The organism is Acinetobacter venetianus RAG-1 = CIP 110063 (genome assembly GCF_000368585.1).
Classification (GTDB): domain Bacteria; phylum Pseudomonadota; class Gammaproteobacteria; order Pseudomonadales; family Moraxellaceae; genus Acinetobacter; species Acinetobacter venetianus.
This window is the reverse complement of sequence record NZ_KB849558.1, coordinates 206,184-222,538: the sequence shown is the minus strand read 5'-3', so window position 1 is coordinate 222,538 and position 16,355 is coordinate 206,184. Positions and strand designations below refer to the sequence as shown.

The window sequence follows — 16,355 nt, the reverse complement described above, 5'->3', positions numbered from 1 at the left end:
TCCAATCAAAATTTGATACTCGGAAACATCATCCACAACCTACGATGTATCAAAAAATTAAATATTTCATAGATTTAATGGGATATTTAAATGAATAAAATCGATAGGTTTTGTGGATGACTATGGTTTACCTACTTTTCTCTCAAGAAAAGTAGGTTTAACCGAAGGCTAACCCTTAAATAAGATGAGAACTTAGCCTGATACTGCTAAACCATCCTATTCATTGAGCCTAAATTTATTAGACAAACTCTTATGGCCATTATTTTCCTAGAATCAAAAGACAATGCAAAAATCAAACATTTGCGTGGGCTGATCGAGCTGAATAGTGCCCGAAAGAAACATCAGCAAACCGTTCTAGAGGGTACTCACCTATGCCTAGCATGGTTACAACAACAAAAGAAAATCTTTTCACTATTTACCACTGAACAAGCATTAGAAAATCCCGAGTTACAACAAGTCTTTAAGCTTCATCAAGGGCATATTTTCGTTATCAGTGAAGTTTTATATAAAGATTTAAGTACACTCGGTACAACATTACCGTGTTTGGCAATCATTGATTTACCACAGAATCCTGTACAAATTGATTTCACTCAAGACACTTTAATTCTTGAAAATGTCCAAGATCCAGGCAACGTAGGTACGCTTTTACGCTCAGCCGCAGCAGCAAATATCAAACAAATTATTTGCACACAAGGATCTGCATCACTTTGGTCACCGCGTGTATTACGCGCAGGAATGGGCGCACACTTTAGCTTAGTCTGCTTTGAAAATATTCAACTTAAAGACATTCTTCCGCAATTTAAAATTCCAGTTTTTGTTACGAGTTCCCATCGTTCAACAAGCTTATATAGTAAGGACTTAACACAAGCTTGCGTATGGATTTTAGGAAATGAAGGACAAGGTGCAAGTAATTATGCCCTCGAACATGCTGAGGCGGTTGCGATTCCACAACCAGGCGGACAAGAATCTCTGAATGTTGCAATTGCTGGATCAATTTGCTTTTTTGAAATGGTTCGCCAACGTCAGTAAAACGTTAATTTATTTTAAATACGATTTTTTTACTGAGAAAATCAATTACACTACTAAAAATAATTGCTTAAGTTGTCAACGAATCCACCATTTTCAACGTTATATGGTTAATGAATTGGAAATAATGGTGGGTGTCCATGACAGGATTTTCCATCTCTATGGATTTAGCACCGAAACAGGCTCGAACAGATAGCAGTACTGATCACAGTACTGTTGAACAACGTCTGCGTTTTTTTATGCAAGATGTTACTGGTCGTGCCCTAGTGATGATGGAAAGTGCGACGCAAGGACAACAAGGTATTGCAATGGATTTAGTCCAAGAAGCCTTTATTTCCTTACACAAATCATATTCTGATAAAAGTACAGAAGAATGGTATCCTCTTTTCTATACCATCCTTAATAACAAATTACAGGATTGGCGACGTAAAGAAGCGCGTCGAGCAAGCCCATTTTCTCTATTCAAAAAAGTGAGTCTAGATGACGACAATGAAATTATTGATGTCGTCGATGAATCCACTCCAAATCCATTTGAATTTCTCAATCAAGAAGTAACAATGGAAGAAATTCAGGTAGCGATTAACCAGCTACCAGTAAGACAACAGCAAGCTTTTATGTTGAGAGCTTGGGAAGGTTTTGATACATCTACCACAGCTCAAATCATGGATTGTAGTGAAGGCAGTGTAAAAACACACTATCATCGTGCAATTCAAGGACTCAGAATCGCTTTAGAGCATTTAAATCCACATGGAGGATCATCAGATGAATAAAGATGAGTTCACAAAAAAAGTGACTTCCAAGCTCGATCAACTTGAGAAAGAGCAATATCACAACAAAATGTTAGTGATGAATCATGTTCTTGATACTGTTCAAAAGAAACCAACGTCTTACTACAGTATTTGGAAAATGACGGGCTTTGCTTTTGCAGCAGCACTTATGGGTATTGTTGTATTACCTAGTTCATTGCAACTTGCAGACAAACAGCAAAATCAAGTGATCGTAAATCCAAAACTTTCACCACAAATGGTTGAAGATATGGAAATGTTAATGGCCTTTGGTGAAGATAGAGTTCCTCATGGCAGCTAAAAGAATTGCTCTTGTTGTATGCACACTCAGCCTGCTACAAACCAGTTTTGCTAGTTCAGAGCGTTTTTGGGTTTTTTCTAAACCTAATAAACCAACAACTGAAGAAGCTTGGGATGATCTCTCGCCTGAAGAACAACGTGTATTGATTCAACGCTATCAAACACTAAAAGAAATTCCGACAAATCAAAGCACTCAACTCCAACAAAGAATGGAGTGGTTTACTCAACTGCCAGAAAATGAAAAACAAAAAATGCGTGATGTTTGGCAAAAAATGAGCACCCAAGAACGTAATACATTGCGTAAAAGAATGCAGAATGCCAGTGTTGAAGAAAGATTAAACATCCGAGAAGAATACTTAAGTAAATATTCTGAACATTGATTTCAAAAATTAAACTATGCATAAAAATAGCGCCTAAAGGCGCTATTTTTATTGAATCAAATTTTATTTCTTCATACGGCGATAGCCCAACATCCCAAACAGTCCAAGTAAAGAAAGCCACCCCATACTTCCCCCGCCACTACTTGCATTACGAGTATCATCTGTTGTTGTTGCTGTACTAATGATATTTACAGTGCCAACATTAGAAATAGCAGGTGTACTATCATTATCGTAAACTTGGTAATTAAATGAGTAATTGAACGGGTTAAAGTTATTTGACTCTTGAATATAAATATTACCGCCATAACAGGTTTCTTTATCATCTGGAGCAGGACAAGCACCCTGACGATCTGCAGTAACAATAATATTCTTACTCGGTACATTTGTTAAACGAATTGGTAATTCAATACCCTCTTCATTTATCCAAAAAGCTGATTTATTTGGATTATTATCTGGACCATTTCCACCCTCCCCCGTATCACCATCATCGTTAGCATATTTCAATAAATTCAAAGCAATTTTTTGATTTTGTTGATACTTTAAAGTTACCGAGGTATCTTCTACTTCAGGCGCAATATTAGTAAATGCGGCTTTAATTAACCCCGATGATTTTACTGTTGGATTAGCTATTGACTGAATAGTATACTTACAAAACACTTTATCGCCAGCTTGAGTAATTGTGTCATCTTTACGATAAATAATGATTTGCCCAAGATCTTGATTCCAAGAACAAACTAAATTTTCATCTGGCTGTACGCTAGTAACGGCATCATTAATTTGACCAACCCCTAATGCCTCAGTCGTAACATTATACAAAGTTTTATCAAAAAATTGGATCTTATGCGTACCATCTGATTGTATTAACTCTTCCGGTAGAGGTAACTGATATTTCTTTAAATCAACATAAATTGCACGATAATGCAGGTTATTCTTTGTACTGTCATAGAGATTTTTATTGATTTCTAAATTATCTTTATCCGATGTTGTAAGCAATGGATCGTCTGGATTTTCTATTAGATATTCATAGTTTTCAATTTGCTGTTTATAACCATCAACCAAACCTTTAATAGATACATTCGACAGATCTTCTAGATCACCAGCTGTAAACTTCATTAACTCTACTGAACCAATATCACAACTATTTCGGGCATCTGGATCATAATAAAGAGTACCATCTGCAATACGTGCTATCCCTCGTTGATCATTTGTACTACAACCATCCGCACCTACTGTGCTCACATCAACTAAATCTGTTTCAGTTTTATTATTCTTTGGATAGTACAGTGGTAAGAAAGAAGTATTTTCTGTTTCGGGCTGTAGAGCACTTAATAAAGTTCCCATACTTTGTGTACTAATATCAAGATTAGTATGGTCTTCAGGAAGTGCTTCTTTTGGTAAATCACATTTATTATTACTTGCGCTTAAAGCAAAAGCATTATAAGCAAGTAACATATTAACATTTTCTTGATCCTCAGCAGCACCTAGCAAATAACGACACGCATAACTACTATTATTAAAAGATAAGACATTGAAACCTAATGCTTTTAAGCCTAATTTATCATAGAGAAAAACTGTGTTCGCTTGGTTCTCAACGACCGTATTACTCGTCATCACTAAGCTACTATTACCACTCAGAATACTTGAAGAATTATCTGTAGCACTTCCAGCCTTAGTATCACCACTAAACTTAATTATTGTTCCAGTTGCACTATTTGCCTTGTTTTGAGCTATAGTATTTGTAGTTAAATTAACTGTTGGTTCCCCACAAAAATCGAACACGCTACCTGATGATGTTGAACCATTTGCAATAATGCTACTTGCAGAGAAAGTAATCTCACGCTTTGAGTACACGTTGTCATTGAAACAACTCATACCCAAAACACTTCCAAGTGGAGATTGATTCGCCTTAATTACAGAGTTTGCGACAGATAACCCCGCTGTTGGGCCAGCAAGAAAAATTGCCCCCCCAGCAACCGCGGCCTGAGAAGAAAGAATTTGTACATTATTCAGACTTATATCTGCCCCTGCATAAATTGCCCCACCACGATCAGAGGTTTTGCCACCTTTAAGGGTAAGGTTATTTAAAAACAATCCTCTTCCACCAATCGTTGTATTGAAAATACGAGAATTATTATTCCCATCAATCACTGTTTTAATTGCAGTTTGAGCTGGGTAACGATTAGTAATTGCACTTTTTTTCTCCCAATCCAAAGGACTAGCACCATAAACAGTAACAGTAACATTAGGAACCAGCTCACTTTTTAATGTATATGTACCTGCCTCAAGTTGAATTTGTTTTGTTGTACTAGAAGAAATATCACTAATACTACAGCCACCATAGGACTTTCTTATTTCGGCAGCTTTTAGTGCTTCTCGTAATGAGCAAGCATTCGTATTTTCTCCATCTTCATCAGCAAAAGTAGTAACCTTAATAATATCGGTGCTTGTTGCAGCAATTAATGGCATTGATGCAACAACCATCGTAGCCAAAATTCCTTTTTTATAATTTTTCATCTTTAAACTCATCCTTGTTCAAGCTCTGAAACGGCGTAAACCAATTAACCCAAACAACATTAAAATTGCTGGAAAACCAAAACTTCCTCCACCAACATTGACTGTTTTACTTTCGAAATTATTTGGCGGGTCTTGAACAATCGTTGTAGGGATCGTGATGTAATAATTTGAAACATCATTGAAACGAGTTGTAGTTGTTATAATACGCAAATTGAATTTATCAGCACCATGCCAATTGCTATTCGGTGTATAAATAACATTACCCTCTTGATCAAGCGTTAATTTACCTTTTGATACAGTTTGAGTCTGCTGAATCTCTAAACAACCTGGTTGCCAAGATTGGCCATCTGAGCGTTTCCCCAAAATTTTCTCACATGAAGCAATATCTAATAACTCCCCATCTAAAAAGCTATCTGCAATATTAAATTTAGCTGTTTCTCCGTATAAAATATCTTGTCCAGCAACAGGTATTTCACTACGATTAATAACTAGCTCAATAGCTCCTAGATCACAAAGTTCATCATAACCGCTTCGAGTTTTCCCACGTTGATCACTTGCCTCACAACTTGCCAATCCTATTGAACTACCATCACTGTAAATTCGACCTTTATTCACAATAAGTGAGTCAGATAGTCGAATATATGACATTAATAGTCGGGGTTTAAAGTATCCAAGCATTTGATCTTTAGGAGTGTAGTATGGACATAATAGACCATTTGCTGGTGGGGCATCACAAGTTCCCTCATCGTCTACACCACCAGCTATTAATTTATGTTCGGGTTTACTCTTATCCCAAATAATATTTGGTCTTTCCGTTGGGGCATTACGATTACAATCTAATTCGGTTAAATTACTCTGTACTATCGATTCATCATTTGCTGAAGCTACGCAGTTTTTACCATCATTATCCACTAAAACACTATTTGAAATATTAGCACTTGGTAATTTCTCTGTAGTTGTTTCACCATTGGTTGTAGATGTATATGTCCACTTAGGTGCTTGCAAATAGAGACCAGCAGCATTCTTAATCATAGTAATATTATTAAGAATCATGCCCTCTCGTACATTTGCAACATATCCACCCTTATTATGAAAAATTGTTGTGTTTCGCAAACCCGCAATACGTGTAGCGAGTGCTGTTCCAGTCGTAGTATCAGTAAATCCTGTTTGTGAATATAATAAAGCACCATCTGGTGTTGTAGCAGTGCCTTCGTTATCTCTAATGACTGATTGCGAAATTAAATAACGAGGCATTTCACTATAAATCACAGCACCTTGATCAGCCTTATTTTTTTCTATAATACTATTATTAAAACTTACGTATCCTGCTGTTTTTCGTTCATCTGACAAAATACCAGCATTATAAACAGCCCCACCTCGTGCAGCGTAGCCAGAAGATAATCTTGAATATACAATATTTAATGCCTCACGATTATAAATCAATCCACCATCGTTTAACTTACTTGATGAACCCTTAAGATTTAACTCATTAAATGTAACTAAAATAAGGTCTTTTTCTACACTGCCATCATCAATAAAGAACAATCGATCATTACCAACCATTTTCAATGTAGCATTATTTAATCCTTTTTTATTATCATTAAACTCACCACTACTTGCCACAGTAATAGTCATTGCTGCTTTAAGCTGTAATGAGCTATTTAAAGTATATTCTTTATCACGTTGCAAAATGATTGTAGAAGTTGCATCTTTATCTCCACAACCATGATATCCATTTTCGTACTTAGTCTCAGCTCTATTATTTAAAAAGAATACGGCTTCACGTAATGAACAAACAGTATCATCTTTATCTTCATCAACTAATGTTGTAACTTGAATATCTGCAGAATATACATGTCCAGTAATCGCAAATAAAGCACAGGCAAGCGTCCGCTTGAGCATACCGATCTCCTTCTATTTTTCATTTTTCTTCGTATTGCAAACTAATCATTTGCAACCACATTCCTTTGTGCGTACTTTGTCACAGCTCTCGAAATTACTCAAGAAATTTTGTGCTATTGGCGATATTCATCAATTAATGCATAAATTTGCTTAAGTGTTGTATTTGAAAGCTTTGTTTTTTCGCCCTTCAACATTTTTTCGAGCTGCGCAAGAGTTTGTAATAAAATAGAGGCTTGGTGTGGGCCATTTAATAATAAATAATCTACAATTTGTTGATCAAAATGTATGCCTCGACGGATCATCACAGATTGAAGTAATGCTTGTCGATCAGAAAAAGAACTCCCATTTGGCACTTTCACACTTACAGCCTGCGTTAACCTTGACTGTAAATCTGGTAATTCTAGTTTTAATTCAATAGGAGCAACACGAGAAGAAAAAACAAGCTGCCCCTCGTGATTATTCATTAAATGAAATACAGCTTTTTGCCAATGTGGAACACCACTGATTGCATCAATGTCATCTAAAGCAACTAAATCATAAAACTCTAATGAGGTAATCGCTTCAATAGGAGCATCTAATAATTCTAATAAAGATACCTTGATTGCTGGGCGCCCCAATTCAAGATAAGAATCACAAATTGCTGATAGTAAATGACTCTTTCCAGTACCAGCCCCACCATAAATATAAAAACGACTCACTAGACCCGCATGTAACTGTCTAATTGCATCAACTACAGGCCCCCAACCTGGCCCCGAAAAATCACTGATTCGAGCATCCAGTTGGGGTTCAATATCCAGTTGGAGTTGACGCATATATGTCGTATTTTCCTCAATTACTTGGAAGTGTTTGTATCTGAAGTCTCTGTATCTTGAGAGTTTTTCACATCAATATCAATATCTATTTCATTCGTTTCGATACTAATGTGCTGAGTGCTGCCTTCTGCAACAATAATTTCGGTAGGTAATCCATAGAGACGACTTTTTTCATAGTTATTTCTTGCATGTTTAAGCAAAACAACGATGACCGCAGCGACAGGTAAAGCAATCAACATTCCAAGAAAACCACCTAATTGCGCACCTGCTAAAACAGCAAAGACAACAGCGACAGGAGATAAACCAATTTTATCACCTAACAGGAACGGTTGCAGAATATAACCTTCAACCATTTGACCAATCATAAATACAATGCCAACTAACAATAGCTGCATCCAATCAAGTCCGAATTGGAATAATGAAGCAATCACAGCTGCAATAATACCAACACCAAAACCTAAATAAGGAATAATACTCGCCAAACCCGCAATCATTCCAATAATTAAGCCAACCTCTAAACCGATAAGTTGTAGACCTACCGCATAAACAATTCCAAGTAAAAGCATTACCAAGAACTGCCCTTTTACAAACGCACCTAATACACTGTGGCACTCACGAACGATTGTTAATGTCGACGCCTCATAAGGACGAGGAATTAAACGTCGAAGGCTTTGTAACATTCTTTCCCAATCAAGTAAGAAATAGAAAGAAATAATCGGAATAAGAATAACCACGCCACCAATTTGAATAAAATTCAAACCAGACTGAGCAAGCCGTAACGCCATCGTTTGAATACTATCTGCACTATAATTGGTTTGGATATAATCCATTACAGTCTTAGAAATTTGCTCAGTATCGATTTCCATTGGTACCACATTGAACGTATGTGAAACCCAAGGCAAGAACGTCGCGTTGATCCAGTGAATACCCGCAGGAATACTGTCTCTAGCGTACATTAACTGTTTCCATACCAACGGTACAAGGAACCACAAAACAACTGTCAGACCTACGCCAATACCAACAAATACGATACTGATGGCTAACCAACGGGGTAATTTAATTTTTACAAGAACATCAACAAGCGGACTAAACAGGTAGGCAATAAAAAATGCGCCGACAAATGGCAGTACAACAGGTTTCAATAAGTATAAGACCCAGAGAAGCAATGCGAGTCCAGCGATGATAAAGATACGGCGCAGTACCTGATCTTGCATAAAATCTAGCCTTTTTTCGTGTAATCGTTATAAATGAAAAAAAAATTTAAATAAAGATAGCATTTTCGAGCATAAATAACATAAGAGTTTCGTATATTCGGGTTATAATCTGCCGCCAATGCGGAGACTTCATTATGAGCAACTCAACTTCTACCCCAAACACTGGTTTAAGCTACAAAGATGCGGGGGTCGACATTGAAGCGGGCGACGCACTGGTCGATCGTATCAAATCTGTCGCTAAACGTACCACTCGTCCTGAAGTTATGGGCGGTCTAGGTGGCTTTGGTGCACTATGCAAAATTCCTAAAGGCTATGAAGAGCCTGTATTGGTTTCAGGAACTGATGGTGTAGGTACTAAGCTACGTTTAGCACTTAATCTGAACCGCCATGACACAATCGGTCAAGACCTTGTGGCAATGTGTGTAAATGACTTACTTGTATGCGGTGCTGAACCATTATTCTTCTTGGATTACTATGCAACAGGTCATTTGAATGTTGATGTTGCTGCGAATGTAGTCACTGGTATTGGTAAAGGTTGTGAGCTTGCAGGTTGTGCATTAGTCGGTGGTGAAACTGCTGAAATGCCTGGTATGTATGAAGGTGAAGATTACGATCTTGCTGGTTTTGCTGTCGGTGTTGTTGAGCAAAGTAAAATTATTGATGGCTCTAAAGTAAAAGCTGGTGATGTATTGATTGGTGTTGCCTCTAGCGGCGCACATTCAAATGGCTATTCTTTACTACGTAAAATTTTAGATGTTAAAAATGTTGATTTAACTCAAATCGTTGATGGTCGTCCACTTGCAGATGTTGCAATGGAACCGACTCGCATTTATGTAAAACCTGTTTTAGAACTTTGCAAACAAGTTGATGTCCATGCAATGGCACATATCACTGGTGGTGGTTTGCCGGGTAACCTTCCGCGTGTTCTTCCAAATGGCGCTCAAGCCGTTATTGATGAATCAAGCTGGGAATGGTCTGAATTATTCCAACTTTTACAACGCGAAGGCAATGTAGAACGCTTTGAAATGTATCGCACATTCAACTGTGGTGTTGGTATGGTGATTGCTGTTGATCCAAGCGAAGCGGATAAAGCCGTTGAGGTATTGAACGCTCAAGGTGAAAAAGCTTGGAAAATTGGTCATATCCAAGAAAATGCTGAATCAGTTGAAGGCGCAGACGAAAAAATTCGTGTGATCTTTGCATAATGAAAATTGCTGTACTTGTCTCTGGCAATGGTAGCAACTTACAAGCCCTGATAGATGCCCAACAAGGCAAACAACTATCAGGGCAAATCATTGGTGTTCTTTCAAACAAAGCTGATGCTTATGCGTTACAACGTGCTGAGAACGCCAATATTGCAACTGCTGTCATTTCGCATAAAGACTTTCCAAATAGAGAAAGCTTCGATGAAGCAATGCATCAACAACTACTGAATTGGCAGATTGATTTAGTCATTCTTGCAGGTTTTATGCGCATATTAACACCAAACTTTGTCAGTAAATGGCAAGGAAAAATGTTAAATATTCACCCTTCTCTCTTACCTTTCTATAAAGGTGTTAATACGCATCAACGCGTATTAAATACAGGGGATCGCCTGCATGGTTGTACGGTTCATTTTGTAACAGCTGAACTCGACGCTGGCCAAAGTATTGCTCAGTCAGTTATTGAAGTTAGTTTGAATGATACAGCGGAAAGCTTAGCGCAACGCATACATAAACTTGAGCATTTCATTTATCCTCAAGTTGCACAATGGATATGTAATGGTCAGCTATCTTGGGAAAATGGCAAAGCCTATTTCAACCAAAAACCTTTAGAGCGCCCTATTCAATTTGCTCAATTGTAGCTAATGAATCAGCAAATTTAGATTTGCTGATTCTTCTCATCTTTTTTATTTTGATTTAATCAAACTTCTAATCTTTTTCACCGTATCCAGTGGATGTTCCAATGGGAACATATGCCCTCCGTCAACAACTGAAAATGGAATATCCAATTTCTTTTGTGCCACTTGAGGAAGCTTCTGCTTTAAAAATACGCTGTCTTGACCGACAACCAAATCAACAGGAACTTTTGGCTTAGGCATCGGCAACCACCACATTGATGGTGTTGTTCTAAATATCTTAACTTCCGCCTGTTTAGGTATGGTTAACATGACGCCATTATTTTGCGGATCGTTTGTTAAGGCATGATCGATATAGGCTTGAAAACAATCTTCATCGAAGTATTGATAAAAACCTTTTGGTCTCAACAATTCAGCAGCCTGCTCTCGCGACTCCCAGCGATCTCTGCGTCGGGCAGATAAACCTGCTGGTGTAATCTGATCAACAAGTTTTGGCTTAAATAACTTTGCCAAATGAAAAGCGAAAGATGCTTTACCAATAATAAAAGGTGGATCAAGCATGATCACTTGAGAAAATAATTCAGGACGACGATATGCTGCCATTAAGGTCAAAACAGAACCCAAAGAGTGCCCTAATCCAATCACCTTACGTCCATGCGATTGCTGAACGATACTATCAATCACTTGGTCTACTAAATATTTCCAACCATGCGTAATTGGATAACGTTGATCAGCACCAATTTCTGATACATAAATGACATCATAATCATCTTTGAGTTGATCAAAAAGTTTTTGATAAACTTTTGAAGGGACACCGTTCGCATGCGCGAAATGGATTAAAGGTTTCATAAGTTTGTCTATAAATTTATTGATTGGTCAATTATCCCGCTATGTCACTTTAATGCAAATTAAAAGAAAGAACTATGGAGTAATTTTTAAAGAGGGAAATTTGATGCGTTAATTGATTTGCTTAGTTTCCCCTTACGAATAAGAGGAAACCAAATTTTAAAAACTAAAATTATTGAATTTTTGCACTTTGCTGAGTTTCTAATTGAGCAGCTAATGAACTACTAATCCCTTCACCAATCTTCGCGCCCATACGTCCCAAAATTGACTCTAAAGGATTACGCTGTACTGTGTAATCAACTTTTTGCTCAACTTTCAGCTCACGCATTAGCGTTGTAAGACTACCACTACGGTCAGCAACACCCAAAGCAATCGCTTGTTCACCCGTCCAAAATAGACCTGAGAACACCGCAGGATCAGTTGATTTCAAACGCTTACCACGACCTTCTTTAACCGCATTGATAAAATGTGTGTGCACATTGTCTAAGACAGATTGTACATGCGCTTGTTGAGCAGGATTAATCGGTTTCGTCATACTCAAAATATCTTTGTTGTTACCCGATGTGAGTGTGCGATCTTCAATACCAAGCTTTTGTGCTAAGCCACTTAATCCATAATTTGGCATAATCACACCAATTGAACCCACCAAGCTTGAAGGATTCACGATAATTTCATCCGCTGCTGAAGCAATATAATAAGCACCTGATGCACCCATATCACCAATCACAGCATAGACTTTTTTATCTGGATGTTGTTTTTTTAAATAACGAATTTCTTGCCAAATTTCATCTGATTGAACAGGAGAACCACCAGGTGAATTAATATTTAAAGCAATCGCTTTGCTACCGCTCGCTTCAAAAGCACGTTTTAATGCTTTATTGGTATCTTCACTATTGACAGTCGATTGACTGCTAGAAGAATCAATCGTACCAATAATATCCACCACTGCTAGGTGGTCGCTACTGATATTTGTTGTTGATTTTTCTGCTGATGTTGAACATCCTTTAGTCATCGCTATAAGTACAATCAGTAAATAAGCAAAACCTAAACATTTAAAGAAGATACTCCAACGACGGCTACGACGTTGTTCCTCTACGGAAGCTAAAACAGCCTTTTCTAAAATTTGCCATTCTTTGCCTGTGACATTATTACTATTTGTTGGTTCGTTTTGTGGTTTCGGTGGCCAATCGGACATAAGATTCCAATCCAATATATTGTAAAGTGGTTTTATTATATACGCGGATTTGCATAAAACTGTTTAAATAACTTGTCTTAACTTATAATTATTTTTTGCATTATACTTTCCTTTGTAATTCTCAATACCTTCTGATAAATGACCCAACATACATCGACAAGTACTTCCTATCGTCTTATAAAATTGATTAGCCGCCAGCCGATTCAACTCGGGCGTTTCTTTGCGAAACTGCTGGCTGCACTATTTAATACATTTCAACTCTCTAAAATTTCTAAAATTATTGGTTTAAATCTCCGAATTGCTTTTCCACATTTATCTGAACAAGAACATCAACGACTCAAAAAACAAGCCATTCAAAATGAAATTACGTCCTATTTTGAGTTTTTGAGCATTTGGGGAACATCAAACAAAAAAAATATTCAACGTATTCTTCATGTGAGTGGTGAACATTATTTCCATGAAGCTCTCGCCGCAAAAAAAGGGGTTGTCTTGATTCTTCCACACTTTGGCACCTGGGAAGTAATGAATGCATGGTTATCTCAACATACACAAATGACTATTTTGTATAAGCCCGTTAAAAACCCTGACGCTGATCGTTTTGTCCGTGATGCGAGAAGCCGAGAACAAGCAAACCTTGTTCCAACGGATGAAAGTGGCGTGCGTCAAATTTTTAAAGCTTTAAAACAAGGTGGAACCACAGCTATTTTGCCTGACCATACCCCTGATCATGGTGGTGAGATGGTCAATTATTTTGGTATTCCTCTAGCTTCAAGCAGCTTGAGTGCAAAAATGATTCAAAAAACTAAAGCTGCTGCATTATTGCTCTACACTAAACGTAATGATCAAGATGGATTTGATATGGTGATTGAACCTATTAATCCTCAAATCTATCAAGGAACTGCCGAGGATGGTACGCTGATCATTCATCAAAGCTTAGAACAACTGATTCGACGTTATCCTGAACATTATCATTGGAGTTATAAACGTTTTAGTGCCAATAAGGCATTGAAAAAAATTTATGACATTGATGAGAAAGAGGCATTAGAAAAAGTTGATGAAGTTCGCAATCAAGCAATGCAGCAGCAAAATATCTAAGCTATTTCCGCTGCAACCATTTCACTTGTTGCCGTTGTTGTTTGAGCTGAACCTGCCCCTGATCAAAGATAAAGCTGATCGTTCCAGCATTTACAGTTGTAAACAATGGGATATTCAAGGCTTTCAATCGCTGTTGCAATTCTAAACTCGGATGACCATAACGATTGTCGAAACCTGCTGAGGCAATCGCTAGCTTTGGTCTTAATATTGCTAAAAAATCATAAGCAGAACTATGTTTACTGCCATGATGACCAAGTACCAACACATCAACTTTTAAATCAGGATACTGCTGCAAAAGCTTATATTCAGTTTCCCATCCCGCATCGCCCATAATTAAAAAGTGCTGATAAGGCTGGGCATTGGAAAAAGTTAAATAAATGACACAGGATTGTTCATTTTGCTGACTGCTCGCAAGTGCTAAATCTTCAGTACGTGGTGATAGCACTTCAATTTTAAGATTAGTATAAGTCCACTGCTGTCCCTGCTGACACAATGAGAAATTATCTTTAAATTGCATAGTGCTACGATATTCATTTGACTGAACTTGCTCAATAGCGAAAGCATTTTGAATCTTAGGAAATGCGCCACTGTGGTCTTGATCCAGATGCGATAACATCACATGATTAAGTTCCCTTATACCCTGTTGACGTAAGAAGGGAATAACAACGCGCTCGCCTATACTAAATTTTGTTTCATCATATGAACCACCAGTATCAATCATCAAAGTTTGCTCAGGATGTTGCAGGAAAATCGCCTGCCCTTGTCCAACATCTAAAATATTTAAGACGGTTGGTTGTGCTTTGAAACCTAACAGAATGGGCAAAAAACCAATCAACGACCAAGCTTTTGGAAATGTTCCATGTGGCAAAAAAAGTATGATAAGTCCGACAATTAAACTCACCATCATGAGTGGAGTACAACTGACACCATATAACGCAGGTGAAGCTTGCTGTAAAAAGCTTAAAATCCACAACAAAATGGATAAACAGACATCATTTATATAAAATAAAAGCGTTCCTAATATTGGAATAATGGAACTTAGGCAAGCAGCAAGAATATCCAATGGGATGACAATCATACTTAAAAATGGTATGGCGATTAAATTAGTCAAAGGTGCGAATAAGGAAATTTGCTGAAAGAAAATGAGTACTAACGGCAGTAAAGCCACAAAAATTTTCCATTGTGATTCTACTAAGAGCTTAATCGCAAAATATCCCTTTTGCACATAAGTCATCGGTTGATCTTGTGGTAATTTCGCTATGGTTTGATAAATTCTCAATAGAATAAAACATGCACCATAAGACAACCAAAATGCCGCTGATAAAATACTAAAAGGATCAAAAATCAGTAATAGACTTGCGCTATATACCAACAAAGCAAAAGGTCGAATCGACTGTCGAACAAGAAGAAAAAAGCCAACAATACAAACCGTGAGTAACGTTCTAAGTGCAGGGATTTCAAACCCGACAAATGCGACATAGAGTAATACGCAACCTATAAAAGGAAATAGCAGCACAATTTGTCGAGGCTGCCATAGATAAAGTTGTGGGCAATAACGTTGTATCACTTTCTGCAATAACCACGTCAGCATCAAAGCAAATATCAGTACATGAGGTCCTGAAATTGCCAATAAATGTGAGATACCAAGCAATTGAAACTGTTGTTTGATTTCATCAGAAAGTAAACTTTCATCGCCAGTCAACAATGCTAACATCAGTCCTTTATTCTGATAATTTGAGGTCTGTAACTTTAATCGAAATGACAATCGCATCATTTCGACATTCAAAAGAAATTTTGCAGTGATACTTTGTTGTTGTTTTAAATGTTGTTGATAACCGAGTCTATAAACCTCATCATCACTCAGAAGTTCGATCTGCTTTACAGAAAATGCAGACATGACGTTTTGTTGCAGAAACCATTTTTCTTGATCAAATGCACCAGAAACAGCATAACTATGCGCTGGCTTGATCGTGCCATAAACTTTGTAATAGCTACCGAGTTTTAAGGGAGAAGATAAGTCAAACTGATCTTTATTTTTCTTTAAATACAGAAACCAATTTACAGGCTGATCATAGCGATTTAAAACTTCTGCAATTTGCTTGTGCCCATTGTCGCTAAGCTCATCTATTTTCTTGATATAAATAATGGCTTCAAATGGCTGCGTTTGAGTTTCTCTGAACTGTAGGCGTTGCTGCAATGCCTGATCAGCAAAATGATATCCAGCACAAAACAATGCCCAACTTGAACTTATTAAAATGAGAAAAATAGATAAAGGCTGACGAACGGCTGACTGTCGTTTTTTATAAAATCCTATAGCAAATATAAGGATTGCCAATACAAGCCATATCCACCATGTTGCATTGATAAAAGCAAGGTTGTGCCCCATCAAAGCAATACCCGCAATCCACCCTATAAGAATAAGTTTTAACATTTAATTTTTTAATTAAGT

At 37.3% G+C, this 16,355-nt stretch carries 14 protein-coding genes; 7 read left to right on the top strand and 7 right to left on the bottom strand.

The window, feature by feature from the left end; translation table 11 throughout:
- Nucleotides 1-252: 252 nt before the first annotated feature.
- The 4 genes from F959_RS06475 to F959_RS06460 all read left to right on the top strand — a co-directional run bounded on the left by F959_RS06475 (nt 253) and on the right by F959_RS06460 (nt 2,491).
- Nucleotides 253-1,029: a TrmH family RNA methyltransferase gene (locus F959_RS06475; RefSeq protein ID WP_004878477.1), complete on the top strand. Its 777-nt coding sequence runs from the start codon at nt 253-255 to the stop codon at nt 1,027-1,029.
- A 158-nt stretch (nt 1,030-1,187) separates the two neighbouring features.
- Entirely contained in the window at nt 1,188-1,796 is a 609-nt protein-coding gene (locus F959_RS06470; RefSeq protein WP_004878475.1) for an RNA polymerase sigma factor, read from the top strand.
- On the top strand, nt 1,789-2,112 hold the full coding sequence (locus F959_RS06465; RefSeq protein ID WP_004878474.1) for a hypothetical protein: 324 nt from the start codon (nt 1,789-1,791) through the stop codon (nt 2,110-2,112). The genes F959_RS06470 and F959_RS06465 overlap by 8 nt, the downstream gene beginning before the upstream one ends.
- Nucleotides 2,102-2,491, top strand: coding sequence for a DUF3106 domain-containing protein (locus F959_RS06460; RefSeq protein WP_004878473.1), 390 nt, complete (start codon nt 2,102-2,104; stop codon nt 2,489-2,491). The genes F959_RS06465 and F959_RS06460 overlap by 11 nt, the downstream gene beginning before the upstream one ends.
- A gap of 63 nt (nt 2,492-2,554) precedes the next feature.
- On the opposite strand, the gene F959_RS06455 is transcribed toward F959_RS06460, so the two are convergent.
- The 4 genes from F959_RS06455 to cxpE form a co-directional block, all read right to left on the bottom strand.
- Nucleotides 2,555-5,005, bottom strand: a complete 2,451-nt coding sequence (locus tag F959_RS06455; protein WP_004878472.1) for a CSLREA domain-containing protein — start codon at nt 5,003-5,005, stop codon at nt 2,555-2,557.
- Between the two features lie 18 nt (nt 5,006-5,023).
- On the bottom strand, nt 5,024-6,907 hold the full coding sequence (gene rbtA, locus F959_RS06450) for a rhombotarget A (protein WP_004878471.1): 1,884 nt from the start codon (nt 6,905-6,907) through the stop codon (nt 5,024-5,026).
- A gap of 113 nt (nt 6,908-7,020) precedes the next feature.
- Complete coding sequence (locus F959_RS06445; protein ID WP_004878470.1) at nt 7,021-7,719, bottom strand: DnaA ATPase domain-containing protein; 699 nt, start codon at nt 7,717-7,719, stop codon at nt 7,021-7,023.
- A 20-nt stretch (nt 7,720-7,739) separates the two neighbouring features.
- Nucleotides 7,740-8,933 (bottom strand): chloramphenicol efflux transporter CxpE, encoded by a 1,194-nt coding sequence (cxpE, locus tag F959_RS06440; protein ID WP_004878469.1) that lies wholly within the window; start codon nt 8,931-8,933, stop codon nt 7,740-7,742.
- A gap of 134 nt (nt 8,934-9,067) precedes the next feature.
- Between cxpE and purM the strand changes: the two genes are divergently transcribed.
- Entirely contained in the window at nt 9,068-10,138 is a 1,071-nt protein-coding gene (gene purM, locus F959_RS06435) for a phosphoribosylformylglycinamidine cyclo-ligase (protein ID WP_004878468.1), read from the top strand.
- Nucleotides 10,135-10,776 carry a phosphoribosylglycinamide formyltransferase gene (gene purN / locus F959_RS06430; RefSeq protein ID WP_171056592.1) on the top strand — a complete coding sequence of 214 codons (642 nt, stop codon included), beginning with the start codon at nt 10,135-10,137 and terminating at the stop codon, nt 10,774-10,776. The genes purM and purN overlap by 4 nt, the downstream gene beginning before the upstream one ends.
- Nucleotides 10,777-10,821: 45 nt before the next feature.
- Here the strand turns inward: purN and F959_RS06425 are convergent, their stop codons facing one another.
- Nucleotides 10,822-11,619 (bottom strand): alpha/beta fold hydrolase, encoded by a 798-nt coding sequence (locus tag F959_RS06425; protein ID WP_004878466.1) that lies wholly within the window; start codon nt 11,617-11,619, stop codon nt 10,822-10,824.
- Between the two features lie 169 nt (nt 11,620-11,788).
- Complete coding sequence (gene sppA, locus F959_RS06420; protein WP_004878465.1) at nt 11,789-12,811, bottom strand: signal peptide peptidase SppA; 1,023 nt, start codon at nt 12,809-12,811, stop codon at nt 11,789-11,791.
- A 138-nt stretch (nt 12,812-12,949) separates the two neighbouring features.
- On the opposite strand from sppA, the gene F959_RS06415 reads away from it, so the two are divergent.
- Nucleotides 12,950-13,906, top strand: a complete 957-nt coding sequence (locus F959_RS06415; RefSeq protein WP_004878464.1) for a lysophospholipid acyltransferase family protein — start codon at nt 12,950-12,952, stop codon at nt 13,904-13,906.
- Between the two features lies 1 nt (nt 13,907).
- Here the strand turns inward: F959_RS06415 and F959_RS06410 are convergent, their stop codons facing one another.
- A complete protein-coding gene (locus F959_RS06410) occupies nt 13,908-16,337 on the bottom strand; it encodes a DNA internalization-related competence protein ComEC/Rec2 (RefSeq protein ID WP_004878463.1) in 2,430 nt (809 codons plus the stop codon).
- Between the last annotated feature and the right edge of the window lie 18 nt (nt 16,338-16,355).

Coding starts and splice junctions, on each gene's coding strand:
- F959_RS06475 (WP_004878477.1), top strand. CDS start 253: ATGGCCATTATTTTCCTAGAATCAAAAGACAATGCAAAAATCAAACAT.
- F959_RS06470 (WP_004878475.1), top strand. CDS start 1,188: ATGGATTTAGCACCGAAACAGGCTCGAACAGATAGCAGTACTGATCAC.
- F959_RS06465 (WP_004878474.1), top strand. CDS start 1,789: ATGAATAAAGATGAGTTCACAAAAAAAGTGACTTCCAAGCTCGATCAA.
- F959_RS06460 (WP_004878473.1), top strand. CDS start 2,102: ATGGCAGCTAAAAGAATTGCTCTTGTTGTATGCACACTCAGCCTGCTA.
- F959_RS06455 (WP_004878472.1), bottom strand. CDS start 5,005: ATGAAAAATTATAAAAAAGGAATTTTGGCTACGATGGTTGTTGCATCA.
- rbtA (WP_004878471.1), bottom strand. CDS start 6,907: ATGCTCAAGCGGACGCTTGCCTGTGCTTTATTTGCGATTACTGGACAT.
- F959_RS06445 (WP_004878470.1), bottom strand. CDS start 7,719: ATGCGTCAACTCCAACTGGATATTGAACCCCAACTGGATGCTCGAATC.
- cxpE (WP_004878469.1), bottom strand. CDS start 8,933: ATGCAAGATCAGGTACTGCGCCGTATCTTTATCATCGCTGGACTCGCA.
- purM (WP_004878468.1), top strand. CDS start 9,068: ATGAGCAACTCAACTTCTACCCCAAACACTGGTTTAAGCTACAAAGAT.
- F959_RS06425 (WP_004878466.1), bottom strand. CDS start 11,619: ATGAAACCTTTAATCCATTTCGCGCATGCGAACGGTGTCCCTTCAAAA.
- sppA (WP_004878465.1), bottom strand. CDS start 12,811: ATGTCCGATTGGCCACCGAAACCACAAAACGAACCAACAAATAGTAAT.
- F959_RS06415 (WP_004878464.1), top strand. CDS start 12,950: ATGACCCAACATACATCGACAAGTACTTCCTATCGTCTTATAAAATTG.
- F959_RS06410 (WP_004878463.1), bottom strand. CDS start 16,337: ATGTTAAAACTTATTCTTATAGGGTGGATTGCGGGTATTGCTTTGATG.